The organism is Cytobacillus spongiae (genome assembly GCF_021390075.1).
Map to the genome: position 1 here is coordinate 3233015 of NZ_CP089997.1, position 20288 is coordinate 3253302.

Annotated in this window: 16 protein-coding genes and 1 other annotated feature (1 of these 17 cut by a window edge); of the genes, 6 read left to right on the forward strand and 10 right to left on the reverse strand. The window is 39.2% G+C overall.

What is annotated here, in order from left to right:
- Window positions 1-159: a binding site (T-box leader), on the reverse strand (it extends 55 nt beyond the left edge of the window).
- 168 nt (window positions 160-327) lie between these two features.
- The gene (locus tag LS684_RS16305; RefSeq protein WP_233807487.1) at window positions 328-3294 is read left to right on the forward strand and encodes a transglycosylase domain-containing protein; all 2967 of its coding nucleotides are present in this window, start codon (window positions 328-330) and stop codon (window positions 3292-3294) included.
- A gap of 56 nt (window positions 3295-3350) precedes the next feature.
- Here LS684_RS16305 and acsA read toward each other — a convergent pair whose 3' ends face one another.
- Window positions 3351-5069 (reverse strand): acetate--CoA ligase, encoded by a 1719-nt coding sequence (gene acsA, locus LS684_RS16310; RefSeq protein WP_233807489.1) that lies wholly within the window; start codon window positions 5067-5069, stop codon window positions 3351-3353.
- 332 nt (window positions 5070-5401) lie between these two features.
- Here acsA and LS684_RS16315 point away from each other — a divergent pair, with 332 nt between their 5' ends.
- From LS684_RS16315 to LS684_RS16325, 3 genes are read left to right on the forward strand one after another with little or no spacing between them, the layout of a single operon-like run.
- Entirely contained in the window at window positions 5402-6034 is a 633-nt protein-coding gene (locus tag LS684_RS16315; protein ID WP_233807491.1) for an N-acetyltransferase, read from the forward strand.
- 31 nt (window positions 6035-6065) lie between these two features.
- Window positions 6066-6707, forward strand: coding sequence for an acetoin utilization AcuB family protein (locus tag LS684_RS16320; protein ID WP_233807493.1), 642 nt, complete (start codon window positions 6066-6068; stop codon window positions 6705-6707).
- A 2-nt stretch (window positions 6708-6709) separates the two neighbouring features.
- Complete coding sequence (locus tag LS684_RS16325; protein ID WP_233807495.1) at window positions 6710-7879, forward strand: acetoin utilization protein AcuC; 1170 nt, start codon at window positions 6710-6712, stop codon at window positions 7877-7879.
- Between the two features lie 46 nt (window positions 7880-7925).
- Here LS684_RS16325 and motS read toward each other — a convergent pair whose 3' ends face one another.
- From motS to LS684_RS16345, 4 genes are all read right to left on the reverse strand, one after another.
- Window positions 7926-8693: a flagellar motor protein MotS gene (motS, locus tag LS684_RS16330; protein ID WP_233807497.1), complete on the reverse strand. Its 768-nt coding sequence runs from the start codon at window positions 8691-8693 to the stop codon at window positions 7926-7928.
- Entirely contained in the window at window positions 8683-9504 is an 822-nt protein-coding gene (motP, locus tag LS684_RS16335; protein ID WP_233807499.1) for a flagellar motor protein MotP, read from the reverse strand. The genes motS and motP overlap by 11 nt, the downstream gene beginning before the upstream one ends.
- A gap of 139 nt (window positions 9505-9643) precedes the next feature.
- Entirely contained in the window at window positions 9644-10642 is a 999-nt protein-coding gene (gene ccpA / locus LS684_RS16340; protein WP_233807500.1) for a catabolite control protein A, read from the reverse strand.
- 560 nt (window positions 10643-11202) lie between these two features.
- Window positions 11203-12279, reverse strand: a complete 1077-nt coding sequence (locus LS684_RS16345) for a bifunctional 3-deoxy-7-phosphoheptulonate synthase/chorismate mutase (protein ID WP_233807501.1) — start codon at window positions 12277-12279, stop codon at window positions 11203-11205.
- Window positions 12280-12520: 241 nt separating this feature from the next.
- On the opposite strand from LS684_RS16345, the gene pilM reads away from it, so the two are divergent.
- Window positions 12521-14683 carry a cell division protein FtsA gene (gene pilM, locus LS684_RS16350; RefSeq protein WP_233807502.1) on the forward strand — a complete coding sequence of 721 codons (2163 nt, stop codon included), beginning with the start codon at window positions 12521-12523 and terminating at the stop codon, window positions 14681-14683.
- A 360-nt stretch (window positions 14684-15043) separates the two neighbouring features.
- Here pilM and ytxJ read toward each other — a convergent pair whose 3' ends face one another.
- From ytxJ to LS684_RS16365, 3 genes are all read right to left on the reverse strand, one after another.
- Window positions 15044-15373, reverse strand: a complete 330-nt coding sequence (gene ytxJ, locus LS684_RS16355; RefSeq protein WP_233807503.1) for a bacillithiol system redox-active protein YtxJ — start codon at window positions 15371-15373, stop codon at window positions 15044-15046.
- A gap of 99 nt (window positions 15374-15472) precedes the next feature.
- Window positions 15473-15919 (reverse strand): YtxH domain-containing protein, encoded by a 447-nt coding sequence (locus LS684_RS16360; RefSeq protein ID WP_233807504.1) that lies wholly within the window; start codon window positions 15917-15919, stop codon window positions 15473-15475.
- A 19-nt stretch (window positions 15920-15938) separates the two neighbouring features.
- On the reverse strand, window positions 15939-16412 hold the full coding sequence (locus LS684_RS16365; RefSeq protein WP_233807506.1) for a DUF948 domain-containing protein: 474 nt from the start codon (window positions 16410-16412) through the stop codon (window positions 15939-15941).
- A 287-nt stretch (window positions 16413-16699) separates the two neighbouring features.
- On the opposite strand from LS684_RS16365, the gene LS684_RS16370 reads away from it, so the two are divergent.
- The gene (locus tag LS684_RS16370) at window positions 16700-17815 is read left to right on the forward strand and encodes an aminopeptidase (RefSeq protein WP_233807507.1); all 1116 of its coding nucleotides are present in this window, start codon (window positions 16700-16702) and stop codon (window positions 17813-17815) included.
- 142 nt (window positions 17816-17957) lie between these two features.
- On the opposite strand, the gene LS684_RS16375 is transcribed toward LS684_RS16370, so the two are convergent.
- Window positions 17958-18440, reverse strand: coding sequence for an NUDIX hydrolase (locus LS684_RS16375; protein ID WP_233807509.1), 483 nt, complete (start codon window positions 18438-18440; stop codon window positions 17958-17960).
- A gap of 193 nt (window positions 18441-18633) precedes the next feature.
- Window positions 18634-19935, reverse strand: coding sequence for a UDP-N-acetylmuramate--L-alanine ligase (gene murC / locus LS684_RS16380; protein ID WP_233807511.1), 1302 nt, complete (start codon window positions 19933-19935; stop codon window positions 18634-18636).
- Between the last annotated feature and the right edge of the window lie 353 nt (window positions 19936-20288).

Sequence of the window (20288 nt, forward strand, 5' to 3'; positions counted from 1 at the left end):
CACTCAAACAATATAACGGTTTTCCCGTTCGCTGCTACTATTTGTTCACAGCGAAAGCTTCAGGAGGTACTTCATTTATCTACTTGTACCGACTCGCAGCAACCGTCGGCTTTCTGCTACAGAGGTAGAAAAACTACTCATTCCTATCATCGCTTTTCGAATATTATCAAATTTTCACGAAGCTCTTCAAGTTCTTTAAACATTTTTATCATATAATCAGCTAACTTGTCAAACCAATTGAGGAAATTTCAGAAAAATGCTGGTGCTTGTCATATTCCTCTGTCTGTTTATGCTATAATGTATGTGATTTTAGGGGGATTGATGCGAATGAATGAACAGAAATCTAATTTAAAAGATAAATTAAAATCAGTACAAGCCCTACTTACAAATAAAAGAACGGTAAAAGGGGCGAGTATTACCTACCAAGTCTTTTGGAACTTAACCTTATTGTTCCTGATTGTCGTTGTACTTGGCGGGGCTTTTGCTGGCGGAGTCGGTGCGGGCTACTTTGCCTCCCTAGTAAAAGAGGAGCCTATTCGTTCCTATGAAAGTATGAAAAAAGATATATACAACTATGAAGAAACCTCTGAGCTATATTTTGCAAACGATGTATATTTAGGAAAGCTTCGCTCTGATCTCGAACGAGAAGAGATAAAGCTTGAGGATGTATCTGAGAATTTAATTGATGCAGTTGTTGCTACGGAAGATGAATATTTTTATGAACACGATGGAGTAGTACCAAAAGCCATCTTACGTGCTATCTTCCAAGAGGTAACTAACTCCTCTGTTCAATCAGGCGGAAGTACCCTTACCCAGCAGCTAATTAAAAACCAAATTCTTACCAATGAGATTTCCTTTGAACGTAAAGCGAAAGAAATTCTGCTAGCCCTTCGTTTAGAAAAATTCTTTGATAAAAAAGAGATTTTAGAAGCCTACTTAAACGTATCTACGTTTGGTAGAAATTCATCTGGGAGAAATATTGCTGGAGTTCAATCAGCAGCCAAAGGAATTTTTGGTGTGAACGCCAAAGAGTTAACATTGCCACAAGCAGCCTTTATTGCTGGACTGCCACAAAGTCCATTTGGATATACTCCTTTTACACGTGAAGGAACGGTAAAGGAGAACCTTGAACCTGGCCTAACAAGAATGCAGACTGTATTAAAGCGGATGCATGATAATGGGTCGATTACAGAAGAAGAATATAATAAGGCGATTGCCTACGATATCACTAAGGATTTTACACCTTCTAAGGCTAGCCCAATTGAAAAATATCCTTGGCTAACAATTGAAATTGAAAAACGGGCTGTCAGCATTTTAGCCGTCAAGTTAGCAGAGCAAGATGGATATGAAGAAGCCGACCTTGACAATGATGCTGAATTAAATGAAGAGTACACGACATTAGCCGATCGTAATCTTCGCCAGAATGGATACAAGATTCACTCTACGATAAATAAAGACATGTACGATAAAATGCAAGTTGTGAAGGATGGCTTCCAATACTACGGAAGTGACCGACCTGAAACGGTTAAAGATCCTGAAACAGGAGAAGAGACTACTGTAAATGAGCCAGTTGAGCTCGGCGCCGTATTAATTGAGAACAAGACAGGTCGTATATTAAGCTTTGTTGGTGGACGTGACCACGAACGCGAGCAAACAAATCACGCAACAAATGCGCTACGTCCAAATGGTTCAACAATGAAGCCATTACTTGTTTATGCTCCAGCTATTGAACTAGGCTCTCTATCACCAGGTTCCATTCTGCCCGATGTGGCGCTTAGCCTTAACCCAGCAAGCAGCGCTCCATGGCCACACAACTACGATGGTGGCTATAGCGGATTAGTTTCTGCTCGCTATGCCTTAGCGAAGTCCTATAACGTTCCAGCCGTAAAAGCATATGTGGATATTCTGAATCAGCGTCCAGCAGAATACTTAGCGAAAATGGGCTTCTCCTCTCTTACAGAAGGGGACTATACAAATCGCTCAACTGCACTGGGCGGCTTAACAAATGGTGTAACTGTCGAAGAGAATGTGAATGCCTTTGGAACTTTTGCGAATAACGGACAATTTATTGATGCTTATATGATTGAAAAAATTGAGGATAGTGACGGGAACATTGTCTATCAACATGAAGTAGAGCCTGTTGATGTATTTAGTCCTCAAACCGCTTATTTAACCCTTGATATGATGCGAGATGTTATTAGAAGCGGAACTGCAACAGCTGTTAATTCAAGATTGAAATTCAACTCAGATTGGGCAGGTAAAACAGGGACAGGACAAGATTATAAAGATGCCTGGTTTGTTGCGACCAATCCGAACGTATCCTTCGGGGTATGGATTGGATACGATACACCAAAACCACTCGAAAGAAGATATAAAGGTCTATCATATGGTGTCAGAAACATTTATCTATGGGCTGATTTATTAAATGCTGCCTATGATGTAGCACCAGAGCTTATCGACCCAGCAGACACATTTAAAATGCCTGGTGGGATTGTCAGGCGTTCTTTCTGCGCGGTGTCTGGACTACTTCCATCTGAAGCATGTTCAAAAGCTGGGTTAGTGGATACAGACTTGTTTAACGCAAAATATGTTCCTTCTAAAGTAGATGACAGCTTAGTGGATGGGAAATTTGTAACCATTGGGGATAAACGCTACTTAGCTTTAGACTCAACACCTGAGGAATTCTCAGAAGCAGGTCTTATCTTAAACCCAGAGTATATTGAGAAATTATTTGGGATAACAGCAAACCCAGATCAGCTAATTCCGAAAAAGGATCGTTGGTCAAAGATCTTAATACCAGACGATAAGCTAGAAGAGAACGGAAAAGTCCCTGGAGCTTTATCGTTAAAAGTAAGTAGTAAAACATTAACATGGGCAAAGAATGCTGAAAATGATATTGTTGGATACCGAGTCTATAAGAAATCTGGGGATAGTGCGCAAAAAGTGAAAAGTATTAAAGTAGGCGAAGCCCTTTCATTTGTAGCTACTGACGGCTCTTATTATGTAACAGCAGTTGATATTGCTGGTAAGGAATCCGCTCCATCTAATATCGTTCAAATAGGAAAAAAAGAAGAACCTACGGATAAACCAAAAGATGATCAAGACAAGCCAACAGACCCTCCAACAGATGGAGGAGATGAACCAGGAACAGATCCAGATCCTGGGACAGACCCTGGGACAGACCCTGGCACCGATCCAGGAACGAACCCAGGTACAGACCCTAATAAACCTGGAACTGGCGGAACTGGTGGGTCAAACGGGCAAAAGCCCCCATCAAATGGATCAAATAGTTAGCCAAGATAGTGAAGAAAACACCGCCAATAAATGGCGGTGTTTTCTGTTTCACATACTTAGTCTTCCATCGTAGATAAATCACCAGTTGGTAGATCTAATTCCCAGGCCTTTAATACTCTTCGCATGATTTTTCCACTACGTGTCTTTGGAAGCTTATCACGGAACTCAATTTCACGTGGTGCAGCATGTGCAGCTAAACCTTTTTTCACAAATTGGCGTATTTCTTCTTTTAGTTCATCAGTTGCTTCATAGCCAGCTCTTAACGCTACGAAAGCTTTAATAATTTCCCCACGAACCGGGTCAGGCTTACCAATTACACCAGCCTCTGCAACAGCAGGATGCTCAACTAGTTTGCTTTCAACCTCAAATGGTCCCACACGTTCTCCAGAAGTCATGATTACATCATCGATGCGCCCTTGGAACCAGAAGTAGCCATCTTCATCCATGTATGCTGAGTCCCCAGAAACATACCAATCTCCAGGCATAAAATATGACTCATATTTCTGTTCATTTTTCCAGATCGTATGCATCATGGAAGGCCAGCCCTTTTGAATAGCGAGATTGCCCATTCGATACGGAGGCAGCTCATTACCTTGGTCATCTACAATAGCTGCTTTCACTCCAGGTATCGGTTTCCCCATTGACCCTGGTTTAATTTCCATACAAGGATAATTACAGATTAATTGCCCACCTGTTTCTGTCATCCACCAAGTATCATGAATTCGAAGATGAAATACCTTCATTCCCCATCTAACCACTTCTGGATTAAGTGGCTCCCCAACACTTAATATGTGGCGAAGACTGCTAAGATCAAAGCTTCTTACCACTTCATCTCCTGCCCCCATTAGCATTCTGAAAGCTGTAGGCGCACTATACCAAACAGTAACCCCATATTCCTCAATCATTTTATACCATGTTTCAGGGTTAAAGCGTCCGCCCACAATTAGATTGGATGTACCTGTTAACCAAGGACCGAATATTCCATAGGAAGTGCCTGTAACCCAACCAGGGTCAGCAGTACACCAATATACATCCTCTTCCTTAATGTCTAACACCCATTTCGCTGTTTGATAATGCTGAATCATTGCATTATGAACGTGCAGAACTCCTTTCGGTTTCCCAGTCGAACCAGATGTGTAATGCAGAATCATCCCGTCTGTTCGCTCAACCCACTCAATATCTAGCTTTCTACTAGACTCTTCAAAGCGTTTCTTAAAATCAATGAAGGGCCCCTTCTCCTCAATATCTTCTCCTACTAGGAAGATATGTTCTAACGCAGGAAGTTCAGCAATAGGTACCCGTTTTAGTAATTCTGGCGTAGTTACAAGAACTTTTGCTTCGCTATCCTCTAGGCGATCACGGACTGCTCCCTCCATAAATGCTTCGAAAAGCGGGCCAACGATAGCACCTAGCTTAATAGCACCTAATACCGCAAAATAGAGCTCTGGAGAACGTGGCATAAAAATAAAAACACGATCACCTTTCTCTACATCTCCATAGTTTTTCAATACATTTCCTGCCTTATTTGATAACTCTTTCATTTCCTTAAACGTATATTTCTCGTTTCTCTGTCCATCGCGGTAATAAAGGGCCACTTTATTCTTTCGATAGGATTCAGCATGACGATCAATCGCTTCAAATGCCATATTGACTCTTCCAGTTGATGCCCAAGAAAATTCCTTTTCTGTTTCTTCCCAGTTAAATTGCTTGTACATTTCTTGATAGTTATTTAAATTAAATTCACCTTGAGTAGCTGGTAGCGCTTCCACTTTCATTAAACATACTCCCCCTTTATGTTTTTACATATAATTATAGAATAAATATAATAGTTTCTCAATTTTTAAAATATTCTATCCTTAGAGTGCCATATCCTTTTTATTTCTAGTATTAATTCGTTTCTTTTAACACATGAGGGTGTGGACTTACACCATTGAAAGCTTCTTCTAAATTTAAGCATATGATGTATACCCTTTTTCTATGAATACGATATTCTTTTGTCACAATTTATCTGTAAATAAACAGAAAATTTCGTGAAAGCGCTTAATCTTACTAGATTTCATGTATAATAGATTGTAACTTCTAACATGTATATATAGGTGGTGAACTAATGGAACATAAAAAAACATATAACGCGAAAGAATTGAAAACTCCCCACGGAAACTTAATCATTGAAGGACCAGTTACACCCGATAAGCTTGCAGAGTATGAATTTCATGAGGGGTTAGTTGCCTTTCGTCCTCCAGCTCAGCAGCAAAAAGCACTAATCGAAATTGCGGGACTCCCTGAGGGTAGAATCATCATTGCTAGACACCGACATATGATTGTTGGTTACGTCACTTACCTATACCCAGATCCTCTAGAAAGATGGTCTGAAGGGAATATGGAAAACTTAATTGAACTAGGTGCAATTGAAGTCATTCCCCAATTTAGGGGTGCACGAGTTGGAAAAAATCTTCTGATCGTTTCAATGATGGACGATGCAATGGAGGATTATATCACCATTACAACTGAGTATTATTGGCATTGGGATTTAAAAGGAACTGGACTAAATGTATGGGAATATCGCAAAGTCATGGAAAAAATGATGAATGCAGGGGGATTGGAATGGTACGCCACCGATGATCCAGAAATTAGCTCCCATCCAGCCAACTGCTTAATGGCTAGAATTGGAAAGAGAATTGACCCTGACTCCATCCAACGATTTGATCAATTACGGTTCATGAACCGCTTTATGTATTAGTATGTAGATTTCTAAATAGGGGGATTTACCGATGATTGTAGAAGAAATTATGAATAGAGATGTGGCCACACTGACTGAGGATCATTCCATTTCAGAAGCCATTCTTCTAATGAAAGAAAAGAAAATTCGCCACCTTCCAATCATCAACGAAAAACACCATGTTATTGGAATCGTCACTGATCGTGATATTAAAGACGCCGCTCCGTCTATATTTCACTTTGAAGAGAATCGAGAAGACTTAAATAAGCCTTTGAAATCCATTATGAAATCCGATCTCATTACTGGCCACCCTCTCGATTTTGTAGAAGAAATAGCCGCTCTATTTTATGAACATAAGATTAGCTGTCTGCCTATCTTAAAAGATCGAGAGCTTGTTGGCATTGTAACGGAGACAGACCTCTTGCATACGTTTGTGGAGCTAACCGGTGCCCATCAACCTGGTTCACAAATCGAAGTGAAAGTTCCGAATCGTGCAGGAATGCTTTGCGAAATCGCTACAGTAATTCGTAGTCGAAAAGCGAATATCCAAAGCGTCCTCGTCTACCCAGATCAAAAGGATGAACAATTTAAAATACTAGTTCTTCGCGTTCAAACAATGAATCCTGCTAGTATGATTGAAGATTTAAAACGAGCAGGGCACGAGGTAATGTGGCCTAAGCTTCCAGGTATGTAAAGATGAAGTATGATTCAGTCTTTATCTTTTCAGAAGAGCAGTTAGGTTATCGGTTCAGTAAAAATCATCCTTTCAATCAAATTCGTTTGTCACTTACTTTAGATTTATTAAGAAAAAGCAATGGAATAGATGAGTCTTGTATCGTTCCTCCTCGAAGCGCAACAGAGGAGGAACTACAGTTGATTCATGATCCGAATTATGTGAACGCTGTCAAAATGGCTGGTCATGGCAAATTGGCAAATGACATCGCCGAGAATTACGGACTAGGGACAGAAGATACACCCATTTTTCCAAATATGCATGAAGCTAGTTCTTTACTAGTTGGTGGAACATTAACAGCAGTTGATTATGTGATGTCAGGTAAAGCAAAACACGCGTTGAATCTCGGTGGAGGATTGCATCACGGTTTTAGAGGAAAAGCTTCAGGCTTTTGTATATATAATGATAGCTCTGTTGCTATAAAGTACTTACAGGAGAATTATGGTGCTAGGGTGTTATATGTGGATACTGACGCCCATCATGGGGATGGTGTTCAGTGGTCATTCTATGACGACCCAAATGTATGCACACTGTCAATTCATGAAACGGGTAGATATTTATTTCCCGGGACCGGAAATGTCAATGAGAGGGGTCAAGGGAAGGGGTACGGCTACTCTTTTAATATACCTGTAGATGCCTTTACTGAGGATGAATCATGGCTCGAAGCTTATCAAGCTTCCTTGAAAGAGGTAGCTGACTTCTTCAAACCAGATGTCATATTAACTCAAAATGGTGCAGATTCACATTATCTTGATCCACTAACCCACTTATCCGCAACCATGAAAATCTATCGAGAAATTCCGAAGCTTGCCCATGAGATTGCGCATGAGTATTGTGATGGACGTTGGATTGCTGTCGGTGGTGGCGGATATGATATTTGGAGAGTTGTCCCAAGAGCATGGGCCCTCATTTGGCTTGAGATGACTGAAAACTCAAATTGTTATGGCAGTTTACCAGAAGCATGGCTTAAAGCATGGCAAGAAAAAGCACCTGTCGAGCTCCCAAGAGAATGGGATGACCCAGAGGGGTTATTTCCACCTATTCCTAGAAGAGCAGAAATCACAGAGAAAAATGCACAAACAATCGAAAAAGCACTATATCCCATTCGAAATCAATCAAGAAGTAAAAGCTAAAAGAGAGGTTCCCTTTAGAAGGGACCTCTCTTTTAGCTTTTCGTTATTAGTTACTCGTCAAGTCGTCCTTATCATATTTTGGATCAGATATGACGATTTCAACCCGGCGATTCTTTTTATAGTTTTCATCACTATCATTTGCAACAATAGGCCTTGTATCTCCATAGCCCACTGCGATAAACCGCTCACTATCTAGCTGATGCTTATCAATAAAATAGCGCACAACACTACTTGCACGAGCGGTTGAAAGCTCCCAGTTGGAAGGATATCGGAATGTACTAATCGGGCGGTTATCCGTGTGTCCTTCTACCTTAACTAAGTTAGGCATATTCGATAATAACCCCCCTACTTTATCTAGAAAGGCATTTGAGCTATTTACGATTGTTGCCTCACCCGTATCAAAAAGGACTTTTTCTTCTAATACAAGAACGACGCCTCGTTCAGTTCGATTGGCAACAATCACATCATCTAAACCATTTTTGTCTAGGAAGGATTGAACTTCTGTCAGCAGGTTTTGAAGTGATTCTTCTTCTTTCTCTGCTTGACTCTTTTCATTCTCTTTTTGATCTGATTGATTTTCAATATTCTTCTTCATATCTGACGGATTCTCCGCTGGAATAATTGACGGATAAAAATCGAATACGACTCGCTGATTAAATGACTCTGCAATTGCCTTAAATTTAACAATATCAATTTGAGACATTGAAAAAAGCAAAATAAAGAATACGAGAATCAAAGTTACTAAATCAGAAAAGGTAACCATCCACTGTGGCGCTCCCTTTGGAGGCTTGGGTGGTCTTCTTTTAAGCTTCATTATTTAAAGCCTCCTCCCCTTTTAGAGAGGCTTGCTTCACATCATCCAGTTCTTGTGTTGAAAGAAAAGCATTTAGCTTCTCCTCCAAAATTTTCGGATTTTGTCCAGATTGGACTCCGATAATTCCTTCTATCATAATTTGTTTAAAAAACACTTCTTTTTCAGTTTTCAATTGGAGCTTTGCTGCAATTGGCAGGAAAAATAAATTAGCTAGTAAGGATCCGTATAAGGTTGTTAAAAGGGCAATCGCCATATTAGGTCCTAAAGTGGTTGGGTCATTCAAGTTCTTTAGCATTAAGACTAGTCCGATTAGTGTACCTATCATCCCCCAAGCAGGGGCATACTCTCCGGCTTTTTCAAGTAAGCTACGACCTTTTCGGTGTCTTTCTTCCATCGCTACAATTTCAGCATTCATGATATCACTAATCACATCAGGTTCAATTCCATCGACGGCAAGTAATATTCCTTTACGGATAAAGGGATCTTCAACATTTTCAATTTCTGATTCCAAAGCTAATAAGCCTTCACGACGTGCTCGTTCTGATAATCCAATAAACGTCCGGATTAATTGACTAAGACTTTCTTCTTTTATTGAAAAAGATTGCCTAATCACCTTAAACATATGCTTTAGGTCCTTTAATGTAAAGCTTACTAACAAACCTGCTGACAGTCCACCAAATACGATAAACATAGATGCCGGATCAATAAAGGAAATAAAGCCGCTTATTCCAGCATTTGATGCAATCCCGAAAATAACCATAACGATACCGACGACAATTCCAATCGGCGTTAAAGCGTCAAACTTCTTCATAATCCCTCTCCCTAACTATAACGAAAATAACTGACTATGTATTTGCAAGCATTAGTAAAAAAGAACTGCCTGCATACAACAACAGTGAGGCACTTGTCCTCACTGATTGTTGTGTTCTTCTTCTATATCGGCAAAAAGTCTATTTTGTTGAACGTCGCTCCTCAATTCGGTGCGGAAGTACTACAATATGTTCTGAGACTTTTTCCTTATTCATTAATTTTGTTAAAAGCCGCATAGCTACTGCGCCAATATCATATAGAGGCTGAACGACGGTAGTTAGTTGAGGGCGTACCATGAGAGAAAGTCTTGTATTATCTGAACTAATCACTTCGAAATCGTCTGGAACTTTATAGCCTCTATCTTCTGCACCATGAACAACTCCTAAAGCCATTTCATCTGATCCAACAAATATTGCACTAGGCTTTGACTCTAGCTCCATTAGCCTTTCAATCGCCTCTAGGCCAGAATCATACGTATAGTCCCCTTCAATAATAAGCTCTTCTCTGTATGGGAGACCTGCATCTTCTATCGCACGCTTATAACCTGAAAGCTTTTTTTCTTGATTAATGGGTTCATGAAGCGGCCCAATTACTAAAGCAATCTCTTTATGACCTTTATCTACGAACGATTGAACCACATCGTATGCAGCTTGTTCATAGTCAATATTTACAGATGGAATCTCATTGGAATCTTCAATTGAACCGGCAAGAACTACAGGTACTGGTGACTTTCCAAACTCGCCTACATGCTCTTGTGTAATATTCCCACCCATGAAGACAATACCATCTACCTGCTTTCCTAACATGGTATTTAATAAATGAAGCTCTTTATCTTTATTTTGATCTGAGTTACTTAAAATAATATTGTACTTATACATCGTTGCAATATCTTCGATTCCTCTTGCCAACTCAGCAAAGAATGGGCTTGCAATGTCAGGAATAATTACCCCAACAGTTGTCGTTTTCTTACTAGCCAATCCTCTTGCTACTGCATTCGGTCGATAACCAAGACGTTCAATAACCTCTAGTACTTTTTTGCGAGTTGCTGGCTTTACGTTTGGATTCCCATTCACGACACGAGAAACAGTTGCCATGGAAACGTTTGCTTCTCTAGCCACATCATATATCGTAATATTCATTATTAGCACTCCTTTACAGACACACTTTTACATTTAGTTTATTTTTTCGCTAATATTCCTTTACTAGTCATAATTTAAGACTTTCTTCTAGCGAATACATGCCTAATTATGTATTTAATCATACGACAGTCAGAGACATGTCGCAATGTCAAGCATTCTTTTTTTACAAAAAAGATATAAAAGGCTGTTTTCGTATGCATAATTGCTTTTAAAACATGGGCAGATTTCCTCTCCATGAAACCTGTTGTCGAGAAACGTAAGCTGAGTTTCCTCGGCTTCGCCTGTGGGGGTCTTACCTGTCCAACTGCTCCTGCTCCCGCATGCGCCTCCCATCCTTCCGCTCCAAACGGCTAACCTTCGTATGAAGAATGTACTCTTACCTGGTATCAAACAACAATCTATTAGAAAATAGCTAGAAAAAATTAAGGTGTTAGTTTAGGTGGGGTTTTTTACCAATTAACACCCAGTCCATTCACTCCAGCTATCTTGGTGATGGGTGTTTAAATGCAAGAAAACATAGAAAAAGTCTTCCGCTAAAAAGCAGAAGACTTGTCATACTCTTACGCTTTAATTCGAGTCGTTGCAGTTAACTCATTGAAGAATGCATCGAATTGGTTTAAGTCCATTTGCTGTGCAGAGTCAGACAAGGCAACAGCTGGATCAGGATGTACCTCTGCCATAATACCATCTGCACCGATAGCTAAAGCTGCTTTTGCTGTAGGAAGAAGCAGATCTCTTCTGCCTGTCGAATGAGTTACATCGACTAAAACAGGTAAGTGTGTTTCTTGTTTTAAAATTGGTACCGCTGAAATATCTAATGTATTGCGAGTTGCTCTCTCATATGTTCGAATTCCACGCTCACATAGAATAATTTGTCCATTTCCTTGCGCCATAATATACTCTGCCGCATTAATGAACTCTTCAATTGTTGCCGCGAGTCCTCTTTTTAAGAGAACTGGTTTATTGACTGCCCCGGCTGCTTTTAACAGCTCGAAATTTTGCATATTTCTTGCACCAATTTGAATAACATCCACATAGTTAACAGCAGTTTCGATATCGGCAGGGTTTACGATTTCACTTATAACGGCTAGATCGTATTCATCTGCTACCTGCTTTAAGATTTTTAAGCCTTCTAATCCAAGACCTTGGAAATCATATGGAGATGTTCTAGGCTTATATGCCCCACCTCTTAAGAGCTTAAGTCCCTTCGCCTTCACAGCTGCTGCAACAGTAGCTACCTGCTCATAGGATTCTACCGCACATGGACCAAATACGAAATGTGGATTTCCGTCTCCAATTTTTTCACCTCTAAGGTTTACAATCGTATCTTCTGGCTTTTTCTTACGAGATACAAGCAAGGCTTTTCGATGATCATCTTTTTGAAGCTCTAGCCCGGCTTTAAAAATTTCTTTAAATATATGCTCAATTGTCGAGTTTTCAAAAGGACCGTCATTGTTTTCTTTAATTAGATCAAGCATTTTCCGTTCCCGAACTGGATCGTAACGATACACCCCTTGTGTTTCCTTAACTCTTCCAATTTCTTGAACTAATTGAGCTCTTTCATTAATTTTCTCTAATAGTTCAATGTTCAATTCATCCACTCGTTTACGTAGCTGATCAAGTTCTTTATTGCTCATTTCTATCCCGTCCTTTCGAATCGTTGCTGTCGATGTGTGAAGAATATAAGAACTTCTAATAAGAAAGCAAGTTTCCTATTGTTCTTCTTTATCGACTCATTTAAATATGTTACATTTTTCTATATAATTAGAGATATTATATATGAATTATTCTTCTGTGTCACGCAATTTATCTTTATTAATTAAACGCTTTTAAGTATTAAAGTAATATATGAACTTTTTCCAAAGAAGGTGTATGGAATTGCACGAAAAAAAGAAGCTTTTTGCTTTAGATATCGGAACCCGTTCGGTTGTTGGCATTATACTTGAAGAAAACGAAGGACAATTTCACGCAATTGATCTTTTATCAAAGGAACATAAAGAACGAGCGATGCTTGACGGGCAAATACATGATGTCATGGCTGTATCTAAAATTATAAAAGAAATAAAAGATGAACTAGAAGCAAGCCATGGTCCGTTAAAAAAAGTTAGTGTGGCAGCAGCCGGACGTGCGCTCAAAACAGAACGCGCTAAAGTAACCGTTGATATTAAAGGCAAGCCAATGATGCAAAAACAGGACATCTTACATTTAGAATTAAGTGCTGTCCAAATGGCTCAGGCTCTTGTAGCACAAAAGCACGAGATTGAAAAAAGCTACTACTACTATTGCGTCGGCTATTCTGTTCTCTATTATAGACTAGATGGCGAAGAGATTGGAAATTTAATAGACCAACAGGGGGATGAAGCATCCGTTGAGATCATTGCTACCTTCCTTCCTAAAGTCGTTGTTGAATCACTGATCGCTGCCTTACAACGGGCTGACTTAGAAATGGAAGCATTAACACTTGAGCCAATCGCAGCCATTAATGTGTTAATTCCTCCTTCTATGCGACGATTAAATGTAGCATTAGTGGATATAGGAGCCGGCACTTCTGATATTGCTATCACAGATTTGGGAACCGTGATTTCCTATGGCATGGTTCCTATTGCTGGAGATGAGATCACAGAAGCGATTAGTGATCAGTTTTTATTAGACTTTCCACTTGCGGAAAAAGCAAAAAGAGAGCTCATTCATCAAGAAGCGATTAAAGTTGAAGATATTCTAGGATTTGAAACTGAGGTTAAAAAAGAAGATGTCATTGAACAGATCTCACCTGCACTTGACCGCCTAGCGAGCGCCATCTGTGAAGAGATCCTTCAATTAAACAATCATAAGTCACCTAAAGCCATCATGCTAGTTGGAGGAGGAAGTTTAACCCCTGAGCTTCCAAAGAGGGTTGCTAGTCATTTAAACCTTCCAGAAAACCGAGTGGCTATTAGAGGAGTAGATGCGATTTCTGCATTAACGATATCGGAACACATCGCTAAAGGGCCTGAATTAGTTACCCCTATTGGGATTGCCATTGCTGCGCAAAAATCACCAGTTCAATATCGTACAGTGTATGTGAACGAACAGCCCGTTCGGTTATTCGAAGTGAAAAAGCTTACGGTAGGTGACTGTCTACTTGCAGCAGGAATAAAAATGAATAAGTTATACGGAAAACCAGGCTTAGCTAAGATTGTTACATTAAATGGACAAAAGATTACCCTTCCAGGACAGCACGGGGAACCACCGAAGATTTTACGCAATGGGACACCATGCTTATTGGATGATGAAATCGAAAGCAATGATCAGCTCTTCGTTGAAAAAGGGCGAGATGGTGGTCCATCTATGGTTAGGGTAATAGACTTAGTTGATGACATCCCAGTAAAAAGAATTACAATTAATGACGAACCCTATACCATATATGCAACCCTTTCCGTGAATGGGATATCAGTGTCTCCTGAAAACTATCTTGATGATCGGGACCAAATAGAATGTATTCTCCCTGATACACTGGAAGATATAATGAAGGGATTAAATAAACAATCCTTACTAACTAATCTTCGTCCTTTCCGTTTAAAGATAAATGGCAGGGAAACATTCATTCCTGCACTATCAGGTAAGGTCTACAGAAATGGGATCGAAATAAAACCAAGTAGCATCATAGACGACAGAGATGACATCACAATCGGAAAGAAAGAACCAGTACAGGTGGCTCATTTAGCAGAGATTAAGCAGCTTATGCTCGATTACACAATTCCAATTACCTTTAATGGAAAGCAAATTCGACTTCGTAAAGAATTAAGTGTGTTTACAAGAGATGACCAAAGGCTTTCGGCCGATGATTATCTACATGATGGTGACGATATTACAATTGAACAAAAACGAATAGAGCCATTTATCTTTCAGGACCTTTTTACACAGGTAGAAGTTGACATGCCTACAGATGCAACTGGTCGTTTTACCTTACTTAAAAATAGTGAGAAAACAACCTTCCATGCTCCACTCGAGCCAGGAGATAAATTAGAAATAGTTTGGCCTCTATCTCCTCAGACGTCTTAATGATGAACATCACACTCTAGGCTAGTATGCCATATTAGTTGGATTCAATATTAGTGCTTGAAATAAGCATCTTGTAATTAAAAATCTATTTTTAAAAAGTTTGTTGTTTGATACCAGATAAGATTCCCTTCTTCATACAAAGGGAAACCGTTTGGAGTGGAAGGAGGCGAGGCGTCTGAGGGAGCAGCGGGACCAGGTGAGACAAAACAGGTGAAGCTTAAGGATACTCACCGCACGTCTCGCGGCAAAAGAGTACCTTCGACCAGAAAACTGCCCATCTTTCAAAAGCAACAAAGCATACGAAAACAGCCAATAAAAAGAGCAAGAAGATGTATGGTCTTCTTGCTTTTTTTCTATATATTATTGAACTTCTTCCATAGCACTAGTCAATGAATTTACTGTGATTTTCCAATGAGAAGCATGCCATGCTACATCTTTATTGGCAAATAAAATTGCTTGTGGGGATTCATGCTTTACATGAAACTTTTCTGCTACATGATTAGACAAAGGACGTGCATCTTGAACGGCTAGATAATAGCCTTCAATATCGGAACGCTCTTCAAAAAAGCTTTCATACTCCTCATAACCTGACTGACTAATAGGGCATGTTAAAGAGTGCTTTAACAAAAAGAAAGGATGGCCCTTTTCAAGAATATCTTGAAACTGTTCAATAGAATCAATTTTCTTCATTTAAATTCTAAACCTCCGTAAATAAATATGCGGTGAAGTAATCTTATCACTTCACCACACTGAAAACAAATGGATTGCCTATTCGTTGATGTTCAACTGTTATTTGTTTAAAATTTGTTCTGTTTCATCAAATGCTTTCTTCGTTTCTTCTAATTTCTGCTGAACATCATAATTAGCTTCCTCTACTTCAATAGATTCAGCTTCAGCTTCAGCTTCTGCTGCTTCCTCGAACTCTTGTTCATTCTCTGTTTTAAGTGTTTTCACCTTATTCACCCAATCATTCGATTGCACGGCCTGAGTGACGACATTCGTTTTTTCCTTTGCTGCTGCAGCTAATGCTGAACCATGTGTCATGGCTGACTCACGGATTTGATTCGTCTTTTCCTTTAGTACAGAAGCTTGTCCATTTAGATCTTCACGCAACTCTCTTCCAGACTTAGGAGCTAGAAACAAAGCAGTTGCAGCTCCAACGATTCCACCAACAAGGGCACCTATTACAAAATCCTTTGTATTCATTTGATCTTCTCTGCGTTCCTCATTTGCCATATGAATCTCCTCCTTAAGATTATTGTCTTGCCCGAGCTCTTTCCCTTGAAACGTCCTTCCTTGTATCACTGCTGTTACTTTGCTGTCTTTTCAACTTCCATTTATCTTTTAATTCAAGGAACACATTGCTCCATTGGACAACTTGGGATATTTTTTCTTCATTTGCATCTAGTTGCTTATTCATCGTCGATCTAATTTTGGTAATCGACTGATTAAACCCTCGCACTGAATCGCCTACTTCTTTTACCGCATCGACAACACTATTTAAGCTCTCTGATTTTTTCTGAATATCATCAGCTAACGTATTGGTCTTTGAAAGAAGTTCCGTTGTTTCACGAGTGACACCATCTAGTTGTCTTTCTAGACCTGCTAATGTATGTGACACACGATCTAGCGTACCTTGCAAAGACTTTAATGTTTTGGAAACATAGATTACAAGTATAAAAAATGCGATTGCTATTAATGCAACACTTAAATATAAAATAATTTTCACCAAAAGCACCTCCGCTGTCTGCTTACTCCTATTTACCCTGATGTCAAAACAAGTAAACTTGTCCATTACTTACGTATTCCATACAGGTTTCTATTTTCCTTCATTTTTTTATCATTCAATTTCATTCTATTGTCCTATATTCCCTTCAATTCTACCACATATATGAAGGATGCCCATTTATTATTAAACAATTTCTGCTTTTTTGGGTACAATAGGAGGTGGAAAATGATAAGAAGCTGCAATACTTATAACTTCTTATTAGATACATAATTATGGAGGGGAACTGTATGAAAGATCCACGTATTGAAACGTTAGCAAAAAACCTAATCAATTACTCTGTTCGCTTTCAAAAAGGCGAAAAGGTATTAATTGAGAACTTTGGTCTCCAAAAAGAGCTAGTAATGGCTTTAGTGAAGGAAGCGTACGCAGCAGGTGGGTATCCATTTGTATCCTTGAAAGATCAGCAAGTAGACCGCGCATTGCTTTTGGGAGCTAAAGAGGAGCAATTCGACATGATGGCTGATTTCGAAGCAAACGTTATGAGCAAGATGGATGCATATATTGGACTTCGTTCTGGTGACAACATTAACGAACTAGCAGATGTTCCAGATGATAAAATGAAAATTCAAGGAGCAACTGTAGGGAAAAGGGTTCACCGAGACATTCGCGTGCCGAAAACGAAGTGGGTTGTTCTCCGTTACCCAAATTCATCAATGGCCCAATTAGCGAAAATGAGCACTGAGGCTTTCGAGGACTTCTATTATAATGTTTGTAACTTAGATTATGGAAAAATGGACAAGGCTATGGATAACCTTGTTGAATTAATGAATAAGACAGATAAAGTCCGAATTACTGGTGAAGGAACAGACCTAACATTCTCGATTAAGGATATCCCTGCGATTAAATGCTCAGGTCAGATGAATATTCCAGATGGAGAGGTGTATACAGCACCTGTTCGAGACTCTGTAAATGGAGTAATCACTTACAATACGCCATCTCCGTACCATGGCTTTACATTCGAAAATGTTAGGTTAACCTTCAAAGATGGAAAAATTGTTGAAGCATCCGCTAATGATACAGATCGTATCAACAAAATCTTTGATACAGATGAAGGAGCTAGATTTATCGGGGAGTTTGCAATAGGTGTAAACCCTTATATCCTGCATCCTATGCAGGATATCCTATTTGATGAAAAGATCGCTGGAAGCTTCCACTTTACCCCAGGACAATGCTATGATGATGCATTTAATGGCAATCACTCTAACATCCATTGGGATATGGTAAATATTCAACGTGCAGATTATGGTGGTGGGGAAATGTATTTTGACGATGTACTCATTCGAAAAGATGGCCTATTTGTTCTTCCAGAATTAGAAGCGTTAAACCCTGATAAGTTAAAGTAATATCCTAAAAACAGATAAAACCTAGATGTGTTACAAAAAGGGATCCAGAGTACGCTCTCGATCCTTTTTTCTATTACACCGACAGCAATAGAATGGTTTACACATAGGTGACTTAACTCTACATTCTTGTAGACAACATTTTTTACAGTAGTTCTCTAAAATAACTTAACGTTGGTACCAAGTATTTTTCATTATACATGGAATGTAGCTCCCTCTTGGTAACCCATTTACTATCACTCACTTCATCCTTTTGAAGAACGCAATCAGCAAGATTAAAGCTTTGGTTAAAGAGCCATACATCATAGAAATCATTGAAATGATCTCTTCGCTCACTTTTTATTACCTTACCATTCGATAGAAACAATGATACCCCGATTTCCTCCTGTACTTCTCGAATAGCAGCTTGACAGCTATCTTCTCCTCTTAAAACAGAACCACCTGGACATTCCCATAGATTCGGAAACGGTTTCTTTGGGTGTCTTTTCACTAGAAGGATTTCGCCCTTGTTATTCATGATCCAAACATGAACAACAATATGGTATTCTCCATTTTCAAACGGTGTTCCACGCACATGAAATCGATTCGTCTTATTTCGATAGTTGTCGTAAATATCCCATTCCTCCACGTGAGCACCTCCAAACCTTACAATGGTATATTATACCATGAATTTACTGTTCCAGAATTAAATAGATATGAGCTTCAAGATCACTTGCAAAAAAATAGAGTATAAAATCTTCATGATTTTATACTCTATTTCAACATGATTATTTAATTGCTTCTCCAAGATAGGAGTTCATTAACTAAGCCCTTGATACACTCTATGCCAATAGTACTTTCTCATAAGAGTCTTGGAACTTCTGAATATCTCCAGCTCCCATAAAAATGATTACAGCGTCTTCATGCTTTGTTAACTGAGATGTTTCATCCTCAGTAATTACCAATGCCCCGTCAATTTTCGATTGAAGATCTTCAATCGAAAGTTTCCCATGGTTTTCGCGCGCAGATCCGAAAATTTCACATAAATATACTTGGTCTGCTAGATTTAAGCTCTCCGCAAATTCACCTAAAAATGTTTGCGTTCTCGTATACGTATGTGGTTGAAACACTGCTACAATTTCACGATTAGGGAACTTTTGGCGAGCTGCATCAATTGTCGCTTTAATTTCCGTAGGATGATGAGCATAGTCATCAATTAGTGTTTGATTGTTAATATTCTTTTGAGAAAATCTTCGCTTAACTCCGCCAAATGTATTCAGCTGCTCTTTAATAACCTCTGCATCCATTTCTTCATAGTGGCAAAGAGCAATAACCGCTAAGCTATTTAAAACATTGTGATCCCCATATGCAGGAATGAAGAATGTATCGTAAAATGTATTTCGCACAAATACATCGAAGGTTGTACCTTCCGTCGTTTTACTCACATTCCTTGCTTGAAAATCATTCTCTTCTTCAAACCCATAAAATAATACAGGTACCTTTGCTTGAATCTTTTGTAAATGTTCATCATCGCCGCACGCAAAAATACCCTTTTTCACTTGCCAAGCCATTTCTTGAAAGGCAGAAAATACGTCATCAATATTGGCAAAGTAATCAGGATGATCAAAATCAATATTCGTCATTATTGCATAATCTGGGAAGTACGAAAGGAAATGCCTTCTATATTCGCATGCTTCAAATACAAAATACTCCGAATCCTTTTCTCCTTTCCCTGTTCCATCTCCGATCAGGAAAGAAGTTGGTTTGCCCCCCTTCATCACATGGGCTAGCAAGCCAGTTGTAGAGGTTTTACCATGCGCTCCAGTCACCGCTACACTTGTAAAGTTTTGCATAAAATCCCCTAAGAATCGATGATATCGAACGACAGGAAGCCCAAGCTTCATCGCTTGTTCTATTTCCTCATGAGTATCAGGATACGCATTTCCAGCAATAATCGTCATCCCTGGTTGAACATTTTCCTTATCAAAGGGAAGGATCTTTATTCCAGATTGCTCAAGAGCTACTTGAGTAAAAAAGCGCTTTTCGACATCGGAGCCTTGCACTTCAAAGTTCATATCATGAAGAATCTGTGCCAGTGCACTCATTCCAGACCCCTTAATACCTACAAAATGGTAAACAGTCATATAAAGAACCTCCAACCATCGTCTATCTGTAACACAGTATATGACATATATCTAAATTTGCTCATAACATTGACATGGAAACAATTTATCATATTCAAACATTATAGCATCTTTTCATACTAAAGACTATGCAACATCTGGTAATGCCTCTTCAGCCTATATGTATGCACTACAATATATCTAACGAACCATCTACACAGAAGGCTTCAACATTCTACCCACTAATTTTTGAATTGATTTCTGTGCAGTAAACAGATGTTAAAAACAGAGCCCCAAAACAATTTCGGGCTCTGTTACTATGCTTTTTATATGTTGAAAAAGTCTCAATCGATCTTTCTTTATCATGCACACTC